Raw genomic sequence first — 16,545 nt, forward strand, 5'->3', positions numbered from 1 at the left:
GATGTGTGAAGTGGAAAAGAAAAAAGGCTGATGGAAGATCAGCCTAAATTATTTTGATTATGCCAGTGTATAGGTGTCGATGGTGACTGTCTCGCAAAAATGCCCTCTGCCCCCAACGTAAACACGTTGGATTTCCTTTCGCGAGGACGTAGCTAGTTTGACAAAGATTTCAGAAGGTTCACCTAAATTGCTGCCTTGTTCAAAGCGATACACTTCTTTTTCAAGGGAACACTTTTGATACAAGAAGCAAGCCAAAGCGGCATTGGAAGTACCTGTGGCAGATTCTTCATTGATGTCAAACAATGGGGCAAAGTTACGGCAAACGATTCGTTCTTTTTCCATTGCATATAAGTGCATGCCAACTACTTGTTGCAGCGCACTTACTTTTTTTATTTCCTCAAAATTAGGTACAACTTGCTGCAACTGGGCCGTTGTTTTGATTGGAACAAGGATATCTTTTAATCCTGTAGAAACGATTTGAATAGGAATTTGATCATTGATAGCATTGGTATCGAAACAGTCAACTAATTGTTCTAGTGAAAGGACATCTGAAAACAGCGGTTTGTTCTGTTCCATGAAAATGACACCGTCTTTGATGGTGATCGACAAACGTCCGGCGTTGGTGTCGATGCGATAATGTGGCTTGGAAAGTTTGTTCAAATACGATAACAGAGCAAAGGAAGCAATTGTTGCATGTCCGCACAAGTCAACTTCTTCTTTTGGCGTAAAATAGTCAAATCGGAAATCGGCCTCCGGGGATTTCGATAAAAAAGCTGTTTCTGAAAAGCCTAACTCTTTTGCGATGGCTAACTTTTGTTGTGGTGTAAGGGGCTGTTCCAGCAAAACGACTCCAGCCTTGTTGCCACCTGTTTGATTTTTACTAAATCCGCTTGCGATATGTACCGTTATCTCCATAGGACACCTGCTTTCTTTGTTCTTGTTAAGCATAGCATAATTTTTGCAGGAGGAGGATAAGAAAAAGGATTGGTTGAGCGTGTTATACTGAAGGTACGACAGAGGAGGGACTTCATGAAGAGAGGGAAAGTAATTGTAGTCAGTGGTGTTACAGCGTCCGGCAAAACGACATTGGTTCGTGAATTGAGTAGATTGGCAGATGGAATAGTGATCTCCTTTGATGATTATAGTATCGATGCATTGCCCTCAGCACCATCTTTTGATTATTTTTTACAAGATCCCCGCGCAGCGATCAATCAGTATGACATCAGTCTGCTACTGAAAGATCTGAAGAGAGCGATGCTACTTTACCCAATCATTTTTGTGGACTTTCCCTTCGGATATGAGCACCAAGATTTGCGTCAGTTGATCGATACGGTGATTTATTTGAAAACACCACTAGATATTGCTTTTGCTCGTCAGATTAAACGGGATTATACGAACGAATCAAAAGAAGCGATTTTGACTTGGGCAGATACTTATCTTTCCTATGCAAGGGAGCTATTTGTTTTACACGAACAGATCATTGCTGAAACAGCCGACTATGTACTGGATGGTGCTCTACCAACTGATCAGCTAGCAGAACAAGTAAAGTATTATCAAGTATTTTAAGAAGCGCTTTTAAGCAAGATTTAGTCTACTGAGTTTTGTTTAAGCTCCCTTACTATCTGTTTCAAAGGTCAAAAATGCCGCTGCTTCCTCTAAAGAGAGCGCTGCTCCATGGAATGTGGGCCACGCATTGATACCGTCACATTTTTTTCTCGGAATCAAGTGAAGATGAAAGTGAGGGACTGATTGACCCGCTGCTTGATTTGCTGCGCTTAGCAAATTAATCCCATCAAATCCTAAGTGAGTGACACAATGATCTGCTATTTTTTGAACCGTTTGAATGAGGTGAGCAAGAAGAACGGGGTCGCAGTCTAAAATACTGGTGTAATGTTTTTTAGGAATAACCAGCATATGATAATCCACGTCTTTGGCATGATCAAGGAAGGCGCAAACACTGTCATCTTCATAGATTACATAGCTTTTTATTTTTCCAGATACGATGCGGCAAAAAGGACATTCTTCCATCAAAATTCCTCCTATGGAATAAATTTTGTTAGTTGTGTTCGAGAAGTATAATATCTAAAAACGTGAAGCTACTGGATTATGGGAAACCATAAACGAGCTTTGCAATTAAGCCACTCTTTGAGAGGATAATATCATATTTATTTAGCAGTTAAAACTATATGTGATAATTAATGATGTTTTAGATAATTAGTTAATAGGTTGTTTGCAAAAGAAAAGCACCGTGCTGCTGATTTGTGGTAAAAGTGACGTTTGAAAAAAGTGGCTTTTAAAAAATTTCTCAAAAAAAATCGCTAGGAATCAAGATTCCTAACGATCTGCTAGCGCTATGCACGATAATATAACGTTCCAGGAGGGATTCGAACCCCCGACCGTTCGCTTAGAAGGCGAATGCTCTATCCGGCTGAGCTACTGGAACAAATAATTTTCAGCGAATGCTCACTTCGCCTAAGCTGTTGAAATCAATCAGCAACAAATAACATTATAGAAAAAGGGCGCAGCAATGTCAATCGCTTTTCGCCCTTTTCTTATTTTTTCTTTGAAAAAAGGAAGCGCAGCTACCCTCAACCTTTCTCAGGCTCCTCAAGAATTACGCTATCTGCTTCTTTCGTAATGAGAATCACGCCATCTCCTAAAGGGACAAGGGTGGAGGTCAGCTGAGGATGGTTCATCACGGTATCCAAGAAAAGATTCAATTTGCGATGGATCGCTCGCTGGTTGCGCGGGATTTCTTCGATGGGTTGTAGAATCGTTCCAGCTTGAAACACGTCATCCACCATCAACACGCCGCCTTTGCGTAATAGACGCAGACATTCTGGTAAAAATTCAATGTATTTCGATTTGGCACTATCCATGAAGATAAAATCATAAGGACCACTCAATGTAGGCAGGACGTCTGCCGCTTGACCTTCTAATAGCGTGATTTTGTCTTCATTCCCTAAGCGAGCATAGGTTTCTTTGGCTTTGCGGATCATGACGTCAAAGCGATCGATTGTTGTGACATGCCCCTCTTTCACACATTGCGCCATCAAGCTTGAAGAAAAACCGATCGCTGTGCCGATCTCAAGGATTTCTTTTGGCTGAAGCTGTCCCAATAAAAACTGCAAAAAGACCACTGTTTCGTGTGGGATGATTGGCACTTCTTTTTCATGAGCGGCTTGCTCGATTTCACCAAGTTCGCCGGGTAATTGTTTTTGTTTTTCACGCATAAACGCCACTAGTTCTGGTTTGACTACTGGACGATGCATCATTTCGTTGCGCATCTTCATCCTCCTAATTTATCGCTGCCCCTTATTATACGAATAACTCACCTTAAGTTCAATCTTTTCGAGTCTTTGGGAACAACAAAAAAACCAGTCATAAGACTGGCAGGATAAAGGGGTGAAAAATATTTTTGGGATATTTCTATCATAACGGTGTTATGTGGAGGTTTGGTTAAAATCCTGTGAAGATCTCGTCAGGTTCTGCTTAAATTTTCATCAAGGAAGAAAAGCAACCCATCATCAGGGCGAAAACGAACTTTTTATCGAAATATTCAGAAAATTCAGGGAAAAGTGTTGACAGAGGAACCTGCTGTTTGGTATCTTCATAACAAGATAAAAAAAGTGATAGGTGACGACGATGGATAAACGATTGAAACAAACAGCTGCATTTTTATTATTATTATCGTAAGGACTCTTTTTCTATGACCCGCCTTTTTAAGGCATCATTTGAAGAGTCCTATTCGCATTGCATGAAGGAAACCCTTTATGGAGTGCTTTTTTTATACCATTTTTTCAATTTGTTTGAATGAGGTCGCGCCAAGCGTGCCCCTACCACTGCCAAGGAGGAAATAGTGATGAGAAAAATCCAGTTTTTTGACACCACATTGAGAGACGGTGAACAGACGCCGGGAGTCAACTTCAATACAAAAGAGAAGGTTCAACTGGCGCTGCAATTAGAAAAATGGGGGATCGATACGATCGAAGCAGGCTTTCCGATTGCATCAGAAGGAGACTTTCAAGCAGTCCAAGCGATTGCTGGGGCGGTGACGAAAATGACCGTTGCAGGACTTGCCCGTTGTCAGAAAAAAGACATTGATCGTGCCTATGAAGCTCTTCATCAAGCCGTCGATCCCCAGATCCATGTCTTTCTAGCAACGAGTGAGGTACATCGCCAGTACAAGCTGAATATGACGAAAGCAGAAGTACTCGCTTCCATCAAAGAACATGTAGCTTATGCCCGTGAACGCTTTGAAAAAGTTCAATTCTCGCCAGAAGATGCCACCCGCACCGATAAGGCCTTCTTGCTTGAGGCGGTTCAAACAGCAATTGATGCCGGCGCGACGATCATCAATGTGCCCGATACAGTAGGGTTTACCAATCCTACGGAATATGGTGCGCTTTTTGCCTATTTGATCGCCAATATCAAGAGTGAGCAGCCGATCATTTTTTCTTCCCATTGTCATGATGACTTGGGAATGTCGACAGCCAATGCGCTGGCAGCTATCGAAAATGGTGCTGATCGGGTGGAAGGAACGATCAACGGGATCGGCGAACGAGCGGGCAATACCGCACTAGAAGAAGTGGCGCTGGCGTTGCATATTCGCAATGATTTCTATCAGGCTACCTCCAACATCAAGTTAAACGAAACAAAACGCACCAGCGATCTGGTGGCACGTTTGTCTGGGATCACGGTACCGAAAAACAAAGCGATCGTCGGCGGCAATGCCTATGCTCATGAATCTGGGATTCATCAAGATGGCGTCTTGAAAAATCCTGAAACTTACGAAATCATTACCCCGCAATTGGTAGGCGTACAAACCAACTCACTGCCTCTTGGCAAACTTTCTGGCCGCCATGCGTTTGTCGATAAAATGCAGCAGCTGGGGTACCAGTTTGACCAAGAAGAAACCAATGAATTGTTTAAACGCTTCAAAGAGTTGGCAGATAAGAAAAAGCAAGTGACCGAACAAGATTTGTTAGCGTTGGTGGCTGACCAGGGCCGCAGCCAAGAAGATGGCTGCGAGTTGGAGTCAGTTCAGCTGCAATACGTGTCCAATGGCCATCAAGGAGCGGTGGTTTCTATCATCAAAGACGAGGAAAAACAAGTGGCATCAGCTATCGGTGCCGGCAGTATCCAAGCTATCTACAACTCGATCGATCAGATTTTCCAGCAGCAGCCGAAGTTGTTGAACTATGAGATCACTGCCTTGACCAGTGGGGAAGATGCGCAAGCGGAAGTGCACGTGGTTATTGAATGCCAGGAAACCAATGAAAAAATCAGCGGGATCGGCTTAGACTTTGATGTCTTGCAGGCGTCAGCCAAAGCCTATGTACAGGCTAGCGCAGCTCTAAAGAATCGAGGTGTCCTTGTTTGAAAAAGATCGTGGTTTTAGCAGGAGATGGCATCGGACCAGAAATTATGGCCAGTGCGCTTGCGGTATTGAAAGCGGCTTGTCCAGACCATCTCCAACGCTTTCATTTTGACCAGCGGCCATTTGGTGGTGCGGCGCTGGCACTTACTGGAGAGCCATTGCCGCAAGAAACACTACAAGCTTGCCAGCAGGCGGATGCGATCCTTTTAGGAGCCATTGGTGATCCAGTTTGGGAAAACGCACCGATAACACCCGAGAAAGGACTTTTGGATTTGCGTCAAGCGTTAGGGCTATACGCCAATATTCGGCCCATCAAAGTAGTTGATGCGGTGATTGCTTTGTCTCCCATTAAAGAAGCGATCCTTCGGGGGACAGATTTTGTCATCGTTCGTGAGTTGACTGGCGGTATCTATTTTGGCGAAAAAGCAGAAAAACCTGAAGAAGCCTACGACATCAATCATTATCATCAAGTAGAGATTCGACGAATTTTGCGTAAAGCTTTTGAGATCGCCCGCACGCGGAAGAAGCGGGTTCTCTCTGTCGATAAAGCAAATGTGTTGGCGACTAGCCGACTTTGGCGCCGATTAGCGGAAGAAACGGCACAGGAATTCCCAGATTGTCAGTTGACTCATCAATATGTTGATTCCGCCGCTATGAAAATCATCCAAAATCCCAAAGACTTTGATGTAATCGTGACAGAAAATCTCTTTGGCGACATTTTAAGTGATGAAGCCTCGGTTTTGCCAGGGTCATTAGGGGTGCTGCCTAGCGCAAGTCATGGCGCAGAAGGGGTTTCTTTATATGAACCGATTCATGGCTCTGCACCTGATATCGCTGGGCAAAATTGCGCCAATCCGGTTTCCATGATTTTATCTGTCGTCATGATGCTAAGAGAGTCCTTTCAAGAGGAAGAGCTGGCGGATACCATAGAAAGTGCTTGTTACGAGGTAATGAATGCGGGGATCTTGACCCGTGATCTAGGTGGTACAGCAACGACAACTGCCTTTACAGAAGCGGTTATTGCACAGTTAGGAGTGAGCAATTATGGGGAAAACGCTGTTTGATAAACTATGGGATCGGCATGTCATAACAGGAGAAGAAGGGCAAGCGCAGCTGCTTTATGTCGATCTGCATATGATCCATGAAGTGACGACACCGCAAGCCTTCGAAGGATTACGGCAAGCGGGACGGACCGTCCGTTGTCCCGAAAAAACCTTCGCAACGATGGATCACAACGTGCCTACCAAAGATATTTTTACCATCACTGATCTGGTTGCAAAAAAGCAAATGGACACGTTACGTAAAAACTGTCGAGATTTTGGGATCGAATTGTGTGACAATGGCTCTGCCAACCAAGGAATCGTCCACATGGTTGGCCCAGAAGTTGGCTTGACCCAACCAGGGAAAACGATCGTTTGCGGGGATTCCCACACTGCCACCCATGGTGCTTTCGGTGCGATCGCGTTTGGGATCGGTACGAGTGAAGTAGAGCATGTCTTTGCGACACAGACGATTTGGCAGACAAAACCGAAACGCATGGGAGTTGAGATTACCGGTCAGCTGCAGCCGGGAGTGTACGCCAAAGATATTATTTTGGCATTGATCGCGACCCATGGCACTGATTTTGGTGGTGGCTATGCCGTAGAATTCTTTGGCGAAACGATCCGTAGCCTGACGATGGAAGAACGCATGACCATTTGCAATATGTCGATCGAAGGTGGGGCGAAAATGGGCTTGATCGCCCCTGATGAAACGACCTTTGCTTATGTGAAGGATCGACGCTTTGCGCCACGAGCGTTTGCCAGTGCGGTGGCTGATTGGCAAAGCCTTTATACCGATGAAGATGCTAACTATGATGCCCTGATCACCCTAGACGCAACAACCTTAGAACCCTATATCACTTGGGGAACCAATCCAGAAATGGGGGTACCAGTCAGCGAAGCGTTTCCTGAAGTGCGGGATCACAATGATCAGCAAGCCTATGAATATATGGCGCTGCAACCTGGACAGACAGCTGCTGATATTCCCATTGAATACATTTTTATTGGATCGTGTACCAATGGTCGTTTGTCTGATCTGCAAGAGGCAGCGGCGATTTTGAAAGGTCAGACCATCAAAGAAGGGGTCACTGGTATTATCGTTCCTGGTTCACGCCCTGTTCGTAAAGCAGCGGAAGCGATCGGTTTAGACAAAGTCTTTATTGACGCTGGTTTTGAATGGCGGGAGCCTGGCTGTTCCATGTGCTTAGGAATGAATCCTGATAAAGTACCAGAAGGCGTCCACTGTGCCTCCACATCAAACCGCAATTTTGTTGGACGGCAAGGGAAAAACGCGCGGACGCACCTCTGTAGTCCAGCGATGGCGGCAGCAGCTGCGATTCATGGGCGCTTTGTCGATGTACGAGAAGTGGTTGGAGGTGTTGGTTAATGGAAGCTTTTACGCAATTTGAAGGTACGACGCTGCCTTTGATGAATGACAATATCGATACCGATCAAATCCTACCGAAAAATTATTTGAAGCGCGTTGAAAAAACGGGTTTTGGCGAATTTTTATTTGACGATTGGCGCTATTTGCCGCAACGAAAGCCTAATCCAGCATTTATCTTGAATGATCCAGCATATCAGACCGCTCAAGTCCTCGTCACTGGTGATAATTTTGGTTCTGGCTCTTCTCGAGAGCACGCGGCATGGGCGCTGTTGGATTACGGCTTTAAAGCCGTGATTGCTGGCAGCTTCGGTGATATTTTCTATATGAATGCCACCAAAAACGGGCTGCTGCCCATCGAGCTGCCTTTGACTGTTCGCCAAAGGATCGCTTCGCTGCCTGCTTCAGAAAAAATCAGCATTGACTTGCCAAGGCAATGTGTGACCGTTGCCGGGGAGGAGCATTTCTTTGCAATCGATGCTACCTGGAAACACAAATTGATCCACGGTCTCGATGAGATCAGTATCACGTTGCAGGAAGAGGCGAAAATCACCGCCTATGAGCAGACGATTCCAGCGTATTGGCAGTAGGGCTAGGGGACTGGTCGTTATTCGTCGGCTGGTATTTGTGAGAGGATGTTTCTTAACCCTCGCCAATCGGCTTCGATTTGCGGAGTCAACGTTCGATTGTAAAAGATCGCAGCGGGATGATACATCGGCACGATCAAATATTCTTTTTCCGACCATTGATAGCCATCTTTTGTTGGATTGCTTTCTTGTATTTTGGAACGGATCACTTCGCCATGGTGATCTTTGATATAATAGGCGTTGCCTAATAATCTCTGCAGTCCGATATTGCCAACAGTTGCAATGACAGGCGGATCTACAACGGACAACTCGTAGTCAAGCAGCGGTGCGTGTAGCAAGACTTCTTTTTTGGTAGGTGTCCGATTGGGATGGACGATCTCATGGGCACCGCTGCGCTTGTTGATCCGTTCTTTGACGGAGTATGGGCGGCTGCGAACAGCGCTGGTGATGTAGACATCCTCACGGGTCAAACCGGCTAAAGCCAACGATTTCATCAATTCTTTTCCTGCTTGTCCGCTAAAAGGAATAAAATTCTCGATTTCGGTTCGTCCAGGGGCTTCCCCAACGATCATCAATTTGGGCTGCAGCGGTCCTTGACCGGGAACAAATCCTTCCAACGGATAACTGCGGGACGCCTGTTGAACGGCAGTGGCTAATTCTTTGGGGTATTGCATGAAAACTCCTCCAATTCTGTTTCACTTGTGCTCTTTCTTCTATAGTAATAGAAAATAAAAAATGCACAAAAGGAAATGACTAGTAGCAAAAGAATTCTGTCTTTTCCTTAATTAGTGATTGACTTTAGGAAAACATTTTGATAAAGTTAATCTGTTGTAATTGTGGACTCCACAGCTACAACCGCACAGAACAAGTAGTAAGTACGAAAGTCACTTGGGATGGCGAGTCTAAGTATATTATAAGGAGGTGCTGTAGAGCATGTACGCAATTATCAAAACTGGTGGGAAACAAGTAAAAGTTGAAGTGGGTCAAGCAATCTACGTTGAAAAATTAGACGTTGAAGCTGGACAAAAGGTTACTTTTGATGAAGTTATCTTAGTAGGTGGCGAATCAACAAAAGTGGGTGCCCCAATCGTTGCAGGAGCAACTGTTGAAGGGACTGTTGAAAAACACGGCAAACAAAAGAAAGTCGTAACTTTCAAATACAAACCTAAAAAACATTCACACCGTAAACAAGGTCACCGTCAACCTTACACAAAAGTTGTTATTGACGCGATCAACGCTTAATTCTTACGAAAAGCAGGGTAACGAATATGATCAAAGGGACATTCAAACGAAATGACTCTGGTCGGATTGTTTCTTTTGAACTAGCTGGACACGCACAAGCAGGAGAATACGGCAAAGACATCGTCTGTGCTGCAGCATCCGCTTTAGCGATCAGTGCAGTCAATGGGATCGATGCTTTGGCTGGCGTTGCGCCAAAAGTTGAAGCAGATAACGAAAATGGTGGGTACTTATTAGTCACACTGCCTTCTCGTTTGACCCAAGAGCAGTCGAATATCGCACAAATTCTTTTAGAAAATTTGTTGATCGGCTTGCAATCAGTTCAAGAAGAGTACAACGATTATATCCAAATCAAAACTACTAAAGAAAACTAGGAGGTGCATCTCATGTTGATGAAAATGAATTTGCAATTCTTCGCTCACAAAAAAGGTGGGGGTTCTACTTCTAACGGACGTGACTCTCAATCAAAACGTTTAGGTGCGAAACGTGCTGACGGTCAAACCGTTTCAGGCGGATCAATCCTTTATCGCCAACGCGGTACTAAAATTTATCCAGGGGTAAACGTAGGTATCGGTGGAGATGATACATTGTTTGCAAAAGTTGACGGCGTTGTTCGTTTCGAACGTAAAGGCCGCGACAAAAAGCAAGTATCTGTGTATCCAGTAGCGCAAGAAGCATAAGAAAATGACATCCAGATTACGTAAAAGTAACCTGGGTGTTTTTTTATACACCAATGAAACCGTTTTAACGAAATAGTTATTTATAATGGATTAGATAAGGAGCGAAGCAATGATTCAGTTAAAAGAAATCACGAAAGAAAACTATCGTGCGTGCATGAATTTGAAGACAACGAAGGAGCAAGAAGATTTTGTTGCGCCCAATTGGTACTCAATGTTAGAGGCAATCTATGAGGAACCTCGTCAGGCATTTGCCCTATACAATGGTGAGGAAATGGTCGGCTTTATCCTATTTAGTTTTTACGAGGCGGATGAGGATTATCCAAAAGCTTCGTGGTGGATCGAGCGGTTTATGATCGCAGAAAAATTCCAAAATCAAGGGTTAGGCACTCAGGCGTTTCTTGCTGGGTTAGATTGGTTCAAAACCCATATCCAAGCGCAAGAATTAAGGATCTCCGCTGTGGATGGCAACGAGATCGCAACGAAGCTTTACGAACGCAATGGCTTTGTTTTGACGGGTGAAATGATTGAGAACGAGCATGTACTCTTGTTGCAGCTGCCAACGGATCAAGGGTAAATGACTCTTTTTACAGTAAGAGAATGAGGTCAAAAGCAGAGGTTCTTAAGGGAATCCTCTGCTTTTTTTGTGTTGTTTCGTTAAAAAAAGTGTGCGGTCATCTTCTGGTTAGACGTTTCAAGAAATTTTGTGTACTTGGGGTAAGAATGACGAGTATGTCCATGCTTTGTTGTTCACAAAGTTCCTTTTGCTGTTAACAGAATCTTTACACGTTGACAACACAAACCTTATATTCATTTGATACTCTGAGGAAGTAGAACAAATGGAAAGAAACTTTCGAAAAACGTTGATTATTGAGAATGTGCTCACGAATGATTTCGGTCAAAACACGAACATTATCAAAAAAGAAAACGTTCGTAATTCGAAAAAGATTGTTTTTAATTCGTTGGTTTTTTATAATCAAAAAGGAAAGTTCGGAATTCCATGAGTTCGATTTTTTATATGAAAAGGAGAAAAAGTGATGAAAGTTTGGAAGAAAACGGCAATGTTTGGTTTAGGTTTGGTGGCAGCAGTTACGCTAGCGGCATGTGGCTCAGGAGGAGCAAGTACTGACTCGGCGGCTGAGGACGCAGGATATGTACCAGAAAAGTTGACCGTTCAATTTGTCCCATCACAAGCAGCAGAAACATTAGAAGCAAAAGCAAAACCACTTGAGCAATTATTAAGTGATGAATTAGGGATTCCAGTCACAGTGAGTGTTTCCACTGACTACAATACAATCGTCGAAGCAATGGCTTCTAAACAAGTAGATGTCGGCTTTTTACCGCCGAATGCCTATGTTTTAGCAAATGAACAAAGCAATGTTAAGGTACTGTTGCAAGCACAGCGTTATGGCATCAAGCAGCCTGGTGGCGAATCAACGGATGAATTGGTTGATAGCTATCGTTCAATGATCGTCGTAAAAAGCGGCAGCGACATCAAAGAGTTGGAAGATTTAAAAGGCAAAACGATTGCCACGCAAGATGTTACTTCTTCTGCCGGTTATGTTTGGCCAGTAGCAGAAATGAAAAAAGCAGGCATCGATATCAATACGGATGTGACGACTGTTCAAGTCAAAGGCCATGACCAAGCGGTCTTATCTGTCTTGAATGGCGATGTTGACGCGGCGTTCGTTTTTGAAGATGCCCGTAACACGGTCAAAAATGATTACCCAGAAATCATGGATGAGGTAGAACCAATGTACTTTACCGAACCGATTCCGAACGATACGATCAGTGTTCGCAGCGATATGAGTGAAGAGTGGGACAAAAAAATCCAAGATGCCTTTATCGCGATCGGAAAAGATGAAGAAGGAAAACAAATCATCTCTGATATTTACTCTCATGAAGGATACGTTGTTTCACAAGACAGCAATTTCGACATCGTAAGAGAGTATGCGGAACAAGTCGGACAATAATTAATAGATGAATAGATCGGGAGGGTACCGGTAGTTGAGGTACCCTTTTCGAATGGACAGCAATTTTTACCTAATGGAAAGAAAGTAGGAGAATCATGGCTCTAGAGAACGAAACGATTATTTCATTTCAGAATGTGACCAAGCAATACCCAAATGGGGTGTTGGGGTTGAAGGACTTGAACATCGATATCAAAAAAGGGGAATTTGTCATCGTAGTGGGCTTATCCGGTGCAGGTAAATCGACGATGCTGCGCTCCATCAATCGACTGCACGAGATCACAAGCGGCGAGATTTTAATCGATAACAAGTCGATCACAAAAGCAAAAGGAAGAGAGCTGCGCTTGATTCGTCGAGACATTGGCATGATTTTCCAAAGCTTCAATTTGGTGAAACGTTCGAGTGTCTTGCGAAACGTCTTAACGGGGCGGGTGGCTTATCATCCCACGATCAAAATGCTGCTGGGTCTGTTTCCGCAAGCGGACAAAGAGTTGGCGTATCAATCACTGCAGCGGGTCAATTTAGCAGAAAAAGTCTATACCCGAGCCGATGAATTGTCTGGCGGTCAGCAGCAGCGGGTTTCGATTGCCCGGGCGTTGACGCAAGAACCGAAGATTATTTTAGCGGATGAACCAGTTGCTTCATTGGATCCGTTAACCACTGAAAAAGTCATGAATGACTTAAAACGGATCAATCAAGATCTGGGGATCACCATCGTAGTCAATTTACATTCTGTCCAATTGGCAAGAGAATACGGCACGCGGATCATTGGGTTGCGAGACGGAGGCTTGGTTTTTGATGGTCCTGTCAGTGAAGCGACCGACCAGCGATTGAAACAGATTTATGGCAGCGAGATCATGGAAGAGCAGGAAGGGGCGGGACAATGACGACAAATACGTTGCCGAAACGCAGCGGACTATGGAAAAATGTTCTTTGGCTCGTCATTTTTTTAGTGGTATTGTTCGTTAGCGGCTCTATTTCAGGTGTTGATTTGGCACGGTTCTTTAGCAATAGCAGTCAAATGAATGTCATCTTACAAAAGATGGCTCATCCTGATTGGGCATATGCCAAAATCATTGTTGAGCCGATTTTGCAAACGATCCAAATGGCGATCATCGGCACAACCTTTGGTGCACTGGCGGCCTTTCCGTTTTCACTTTTAGCAGCACGAAATATCATGACCAATCATTGGATCAGTGGTTGTTTCCGTTTTGTTTTGAATATCATTCGGACGGTACCTGATTTGATGCTGGCGGCTTTATTTGTTGCCATTGTCGGAATTGGTCCCGTTGCAGGGGTGATCTCCATCTCTGTGTTTTCTTTTGGGATGATCACCAAATTGTTTTATGAATCGATTGAAACGATTGATGAAGGTCCGATCGAAGCGATCACGGCTTCTGGAGGATCGAAGTTTGATATCATCCGCTATGCAGTCGTACCGCAAGTCATGAGCCATTTTCTTAGTTACTTGCTTTATGCCTTTGAGATCAATGTGCGGGCATCGACGATTCTTGGGTATATCGGCGCAGGCGGAATCGGTGTTTTCTTACAACGATCTTTAAGCCAATTTCGATATGACCAGACCTCGATTATCGTCTTAGTGATTTTTGCAGTTGTTTTGGTGATTGATACCATTAGTAATAGATTAAGGGAGCGATTATTATGATGTTGCCAGCAGAACCGAAGAAGAAAAAAATACGGAATTGGCTGATCGCAGTAGTCGTTATCCTCCTTTATATCTGGGCTTTTGCTGGCGTGCCTTTTGCTGGTGTTAAAGAAAATGTCGGTCAAATTGTCGGCTCGATCTTTTATGGCCTGATCCATCCTGATTGGGGCTATGTTTATACCGGTGATGGCGAAGATTTGATCAGTCTGATGATCGAAACCGTCGCGATTGCCTTTGTTGGGACCTTTTTGTCATCGATTTTAAGTATTCCTTTTGCCTTTTGGGCGGCGCGCAGCAAAAACAGCCCTCGCTGGTTATCGGGATTTGGGAAAATCGTGCTGACGGCGATTCGAACGTTTCCAGAAATCGTCTTAGCGATCATGTTCATCAAAACAGTGGGTCCGGGCTCCTTTGCTGGAGTCTTGGCGGTCAGTGTCCATTCCATTGGGATGCTAGCAAAGCTTTACAGCGAAGCGATCGAAAACATGGACCATGGTCCCTCGGAATCCGTCATTAGTGCGGGAGGAAGCCGTTGGGATGTATTAGGCTTTGCGACATTGCCACAACTGATTCCAGAATTTCTTTCTTTTACCTTGTATCGTTTTGAACTGGCTGTCCGTTCAGCTTCGATCTTAGGGATCGTAGGGGCAGGTGGGATCGGTACGCCGATGATCTTTGCCATCAATGCGCGATCATGGAGCCGTGTAGGAATCATTTTATTAGGGATCGTGGTGACGGTCACGATCATTGATTTTATTTCTGGGCGTTTGCGTAAACGATTGGTTTAATTAAATGAAGTGAGTACTCGAAAAAACACAGTCTGATTAGGCTGTGTTTTTTTGTAGCGGATAGGCGGAGGTCGTTTAAGACAGGTTTCGTGAAACTTGTTATACTAGATTCATAGAAAATGAACCCAAACAAGGAGGCTGTTTTATGAAAGCATTATTGATCGTCAATCCAAGCTCTGGTGGGGAAGAGGCCCAAGAATATGAGCAGCTGGCAGAAGAAAAGCTGCGGGAGGCTTTTTCAGAAGTCGTGGTCAAACATACCGAAAAAGAAGGAGATGCCACACGTTTTGCCTCTGAAGCGGCAACAGAATTTGACAGTGTCTTCGCAATGGGCGGTGATGGTACCGTCAATGAAGCGGTCAATGGCTTAGCCCCTCATGACAAACGACCAAATTTTGGTTTCTTCCCGCTGGGAACAGTAAATGATTTAGCCAGAGCATTAGCGATTCCACTAGATCCTAAAGAAGCTATCGAATCATTTGCAGTGGATCACACCCGCAAAATCGATATTGGTCAGGTCAATCAAGCCTATTTTACCAATGTGGTGGCGATCGGTATGATTCCAGCAGCGATCAACAACGTAGAAGTCGAAGAAAAAACCAAGCTGGGAAAAATGGCCTATTTTGTTTCTGGTCTACGGGAAGTGCGGAAAAATGAAAGTCATCCGTTTGAAGTGACCGCCGAAAATAATGGCGAAAAAACGACGATCGCTGTGGAAAGCAGTACGATGATCGTTGGGTCATCCAATACGATCGGCGGTTTCGAATCTCTTTTGCCTAAAGCGAGTACCGATGACGGCAAATTGCATCTGATCTACTTGAAGGATACGAATCTTTGGGAGACCGTCAAAAGTGTCCCAGAGCTTCTCAAAGGGGTGACAGAATCAAATGATGTTCTTGGCTATCAAACCTTTGATAAAGCTGCGATTCGTTTGACGGATGGGGCAACGATCGAAACAAATGTCGATGGTGATCCAGGACCTGAATTGCCAATCACAGTAGCGGTACTGCCACAACATCTTACCGTGTATTGCGGAGCTGAAAAAGCCCGCTAAATCATTTATCGCTAGGAAACGATCCGTCAAAAGCGGATTGTTTTTTTTGTTCAGAAAGAGTATACTGGGAAAAAATTTACTGAAAGAAGGGATTCTATGACGATACGTTCTGCCACGATTGCAGATGCCCAAGCCTTGACAGCCATCTATGCTTATTATGTAGAAAATACCCCGATTACCTTTGAAACGGAGGTGACATCGGTTCAAGAATTCGCGGAACGCATCGCCAAGACCTTGAAACGCTACCCGTATCTCGTTGCAGAAGAGGCTGGTGAAATCGTCGGTTATGCCTATGCGTCAGCCTATAAAGAACGGGCGGCGTACGATTGGACCGTTGAAGTAACCGTTTATTTAGCACCGGATGCCAAAGCAAAAGGGCTCGGCACCGCTCTTTATCAAGCGCTTGAAGAAAAATTAAAAGCGCAAAACGTGGTCAATCTGACTGCATGTATTACAGGAGGCAATCAACAAAGCGAGGCTTTTCATGAGAAGCTTGGGTATCGGAAAGTTGCTGATTTTGCGCATGTCGGCTATAAGTTCAATCAATGGCACGATGTGATTTGGATGCAAAAAGAACTGCAATGGTTTCCTGAGAAGGTACCAGCGTTCATTCCCAATGAAAAAGCCTAACGCATCCTGACTTTTGAATATCTTTTTTTGGCAAAATGCTTTATGCTGAGAGTAGCATGTGATAGGACGTTCTATTGCTCTTTCGAACAAAGTATTTTGCTTTTTCTGTGCGGAAAAAAAGTTGCTTTTT

The 16,545-nt window shown here is 44.3% G+C and carries 19 protein-coding genes, 1 tRNA gene and 1 other annotated feature; of the genes, 15 read left to right on the plus strand and 5 right to left on the minus strand.

Annotated elements, in window-relative coordinates; genetic code table 11:
- Positions 1 to 57: 57 nt before the first annotated feature.
- Positions 58 to 915: a PhzF family phenazine biosynthesis protein gene (locus IGI69_RS06225; RefSeq protein ID WP_438740098.1), complete on the minus strand. Its 858-nt coding sequence runs from the start codon at positions 913 to 915 to the stop codon at positions 58 to 60.
- Positions 916 to 1,029: 114 nt separating this feature from the next.
- On the opposite strand from IGI69_RS06225, the gene IGI69_RS06230 reads away from it, so the two are divergent.
- Positions 1,030 to 1,566, plus strand: coding sequence for an adenylyl-sulfate kinase (locus IGI69_RS06230; RefSeq protein ID WP_438740100.1), 537 nt, complete (start codon positions 1,030 to 1,032; stop codon positions 1,564 to 1,566).
- A gap of 39 nt (positions 1,567 to 1,605) precedes the next feature.
- On the opposite strand, the gene IGI69_RS06235 is transcribed toward IGI69_RS06230, so the two are convergent.
- From IGI69_RS06235 to IGI69_RS06245, 3 genes are all read right to left on the minus strand, one after another.
- Positions 1,606 to 2,028: an HIT family protein gene (locus tag IGI69_RS06235; RefSeq protein WP_438740102.1), complete on the minus strand. Its 423-nt coding sequence runs from the start codon at positions 2,026 to 2,028 to the stop codon at positions 1,606 to 1,608.
- 341 nt (positions 2,029 to 2,369) lie between these two features.
- Positions 2,370 to 2,443, minus strand: a tRNA-Arg gene (locus IGI69_RS06240).
- Between the two features lie 145 nt (positions 2,444 to 2,588).
- The gene (locus IGI69_RS06245) at positions 2,589 to 3,287 is read right to left on the minus strand and encodes an O-methyltransferase (RefSeq protein WP_010747978.1); all 699 of its coding nucleotides are present in this window, start codon (positions 3,285 to 3,287) and stop codon (positions 2,589 to 2,591) included.
- Positions 3,288 to 3,862: 575 nt separating this feature from the next.
- On the opposite strand from IGI69_RS06245, the gene IGI69_RS06250 reads away from it, so the two are divergent.
- Genes IGI69_RS06250 through leuD form a run of 4 tightly spaced genes read left to right on the plus strand, consistent with a single transcriptional unit; the run spans position 3,863 to position 8,394 of the window.
- Positions 3,863 to 5,383: a 2-isopropylmalate synthase gene (locus tag IGI69_RS06250; RefSeq protein ID WP_438740104.1), complete on the plus strand. Its 1,521-nt coding sequence runs from the start codon at positions 3,863 to 3,865 to the stop codon at positions 5,381 to 5,383.
- Entirely contained in the window at positions 5,380 to 6,444 is a 1,065-nt protein-coding gene (gene leuB / locus IGI69_RS06255; RefSeq protein ID WP_015509492.1) for a 3-isopropylmalate dehydrogenase, read from the plus strand. Before IGI69_RS06250 ends, leuB begins: the two co-directional genes overlap by 4 nt.
- Positions 6,425 to 7,807 carry a 3-isopropylmalate dehydratase large subunit gene (leuC, locus tag IGI69_RS06260; RefSeq protein ID WP_087627314.1) on the plus strand — a complete coding sequence of 461 codons (1,383 nt, stop codon included), beginning with the start codon at positions 6,425 to 6,427 and terminating at the stop codon, positions 7,805 to 7,807. Before leuB ends, leuC begins: the two co-directional genes overlap by 20 nt.
- Entirely contained in the window at positions 7,807 to 8,394 is a 588-nt protein-coding gene (gene leuD, locus IGI69_RS06265; RefSeq protein ID WP_087627315.1) for a 3-isopropylmalate dehydratase small subunit, read from the plus strand. The genes leuC and leuD overlap by 1 nt, the downstream gene beginning before the upstream one ends.
- 17 nt (positions 8,395 to 8,411) lie before the next feature.
- Here the strand turns inward: leuD and IGI69_RS06270 are convergent, their stop codons facing one another.
- Complete coding sequence (locus IGI69_RS06270; RefSeq protein WP_010747984.1) at positions 8,412 to 9,065, minus strand: uracil-DNA glycosylase; 654 nt, start codon at positions 9,063 to 9,065, stop codon at positions 8,412 to 8,414.
- Positions 9,066 to 9,234: 169 nt separating this feature from the next.
- Positions 9,235 to 9,305, plus strand: a sequence feature (ribosomal protein L21 leader region).
- 19 nt (positions 9,306 to 9,324) lie between these two features.
- Here IGI69_RS06270 and rplU point away from each other — a divergent pair.
- The 10 genes from rplU (at position 9,325) to IGI69_RS06320 (ending at position 16,415) form a co-directional block, all read left to right on the plus strand.
- Positions 9,325 to 9,633 (plus strand): 50S ribosomal protein L21, encoded by a 309-nt coding sequence (gene rplU, locus IGI69_RS06275; RefSeq protein WP_005225751.1) that lies wholly within the window; start codon positions 9,325 to 9,327, stop codon positions 9,631 to 9,633.
- Positions 9,634 to 9,659: 26 nt separating this feature from the next.
- Positions 9,660 to 10,004, plus strand: a complete 345-nt coding sequence (locus IGI69_RS06280) for a ribosomal-processing cysteine protease Prp (RefSeq protein WP_005225752.1) — start codon at positions 9,660 to 9,662, stop codon at positions 10,002 to 10,004.
- Positions 10,005 to 10,016: 12 nt separating this feature from the next.
- A complete protein-coding gene (gene rpmA, locus IGI69_RS06285) occupies positions 10,017 to 10,310 on the plus strand; it encodes a 50S ribosomal protein L27 (RefSeq protein ID WP_003126181.1) in 294 nt (97 codons plus the stop codon).
- 109 nt (positions 10,311 to 10,419) lie between these two features.
- The gene (locus tag IGI69_RS06290; protein WP_081118057.1) at positions 10,420 to 10,884 is read left to right on the plus strand and encodes a GNAT family N-acetyltransferase; all 465 of its coding nucleotides are present in this window, start codon (positions 10,420 to 10,422) and stop codon (positions 10,882 to 10,884) included.
- Between the two features lie 460 nt (positions 10,885 to 11,344).
- Positions 11,345 to 12,280 carry a phosphate/phosphite/phosphonate ABC transporter substrate-binding protein gene (gene phnD, locus IGI69_RS06295; RefSeq protein WP_015509497.1) on the plus strand — a complete coding sequence of 312 codons (936 nt, stop codon included), beginning with the start codon at positions 11,345 to 11,347 and terminating at the stop codon, positions 12,278 to 12,280.
- A gap of 95 nt (positions 12,281 to 12,375) precedes the next feature.
- Positions 12,376 to 13,164 (plus strand): phosphonate ABC transporter ATP-binding protein, encoded by a 789-nt coding sequence (phnC, locus tag IGI69_RS06300; protein ID WP_016610305.1) that lies wholly within the window; start codon positions 12,376 to 12,378, stop codon positions 13,162 to 13,164.
- The gene (phnE, locus tag IGI69_RS06305) at positions 13,161 to 13,943 is read left to right on the plus strand and encodes a phosphonate ABC transporter, permease protein PhnE (protein ID WP_005235330.1); all 783 of its coding nucleotides are present in this window, start codon (positions 13,161 to 13,163) and stop codon (positions 13,941 to 13,943) included. The genes phnC and phnE (IGI69_RS06305) overlap by 4 nt, the downstream gene beginning before the upstream one ends.
- Positions 13,940 to 14,731 carry a phosphonate ABC transporter, permease protein PhnE gene (phnE, locus tag IGI69_RS06310; protein ID WP_010747988.1) on the plus strand — a complete coding sequence of 264 codons (792 nt, stop codon included), beginning with the start codon at positions 13,940 to 13,942 and terminating at the stop codon, positions 14,729 to 14,731. The genes phnE (IGI69_RS06305) and phnE (IGI69_RS06310) overlap by 4 nt, the downstream gene beginning before the upstream one ends.
- A 145-nt stretch (positions 14,732 to 14,876) precedes the next feature.
- A complete protein-coding gene (locus IGI69_RS06315; RefSeq protein ID WP_086295076.1) occupies positions 14,877 to 15,785 on the plus strand; it encodes a diacylglycerol/lipid kinase family protein in 909 nt (302 codons plus the stop codon).
- 96 nt (positions 15,786 to 15,881) lie between these two features.
- Positions 15,882 to 16,415 carry a GNAT family N-acetyltransferase gene (locus IGI69_RS06320; RefSeq protein WP_086295078.1) on the plus strand — a complete coding sequence of 178 codons (534 nt, stop codon included), beginning with the start codon at positions 15,882 to 15,884 and terminating at the stop codon, positions 16,413 to 16,415.
- Positions 16,416 to 16,545 lie beyond the last annotated feature (130 nt).

This window comes from Enterococcus sp. DIV1083b, from assembly GCF_051713705.1.
Taxonomy (GTDB): domain Bacteria; phylum Bacillota; class Bacilli; order Lactobacillales; family Enterococcaceae; genus Enterococcus_D; species Enterococcus_D casseliflavus.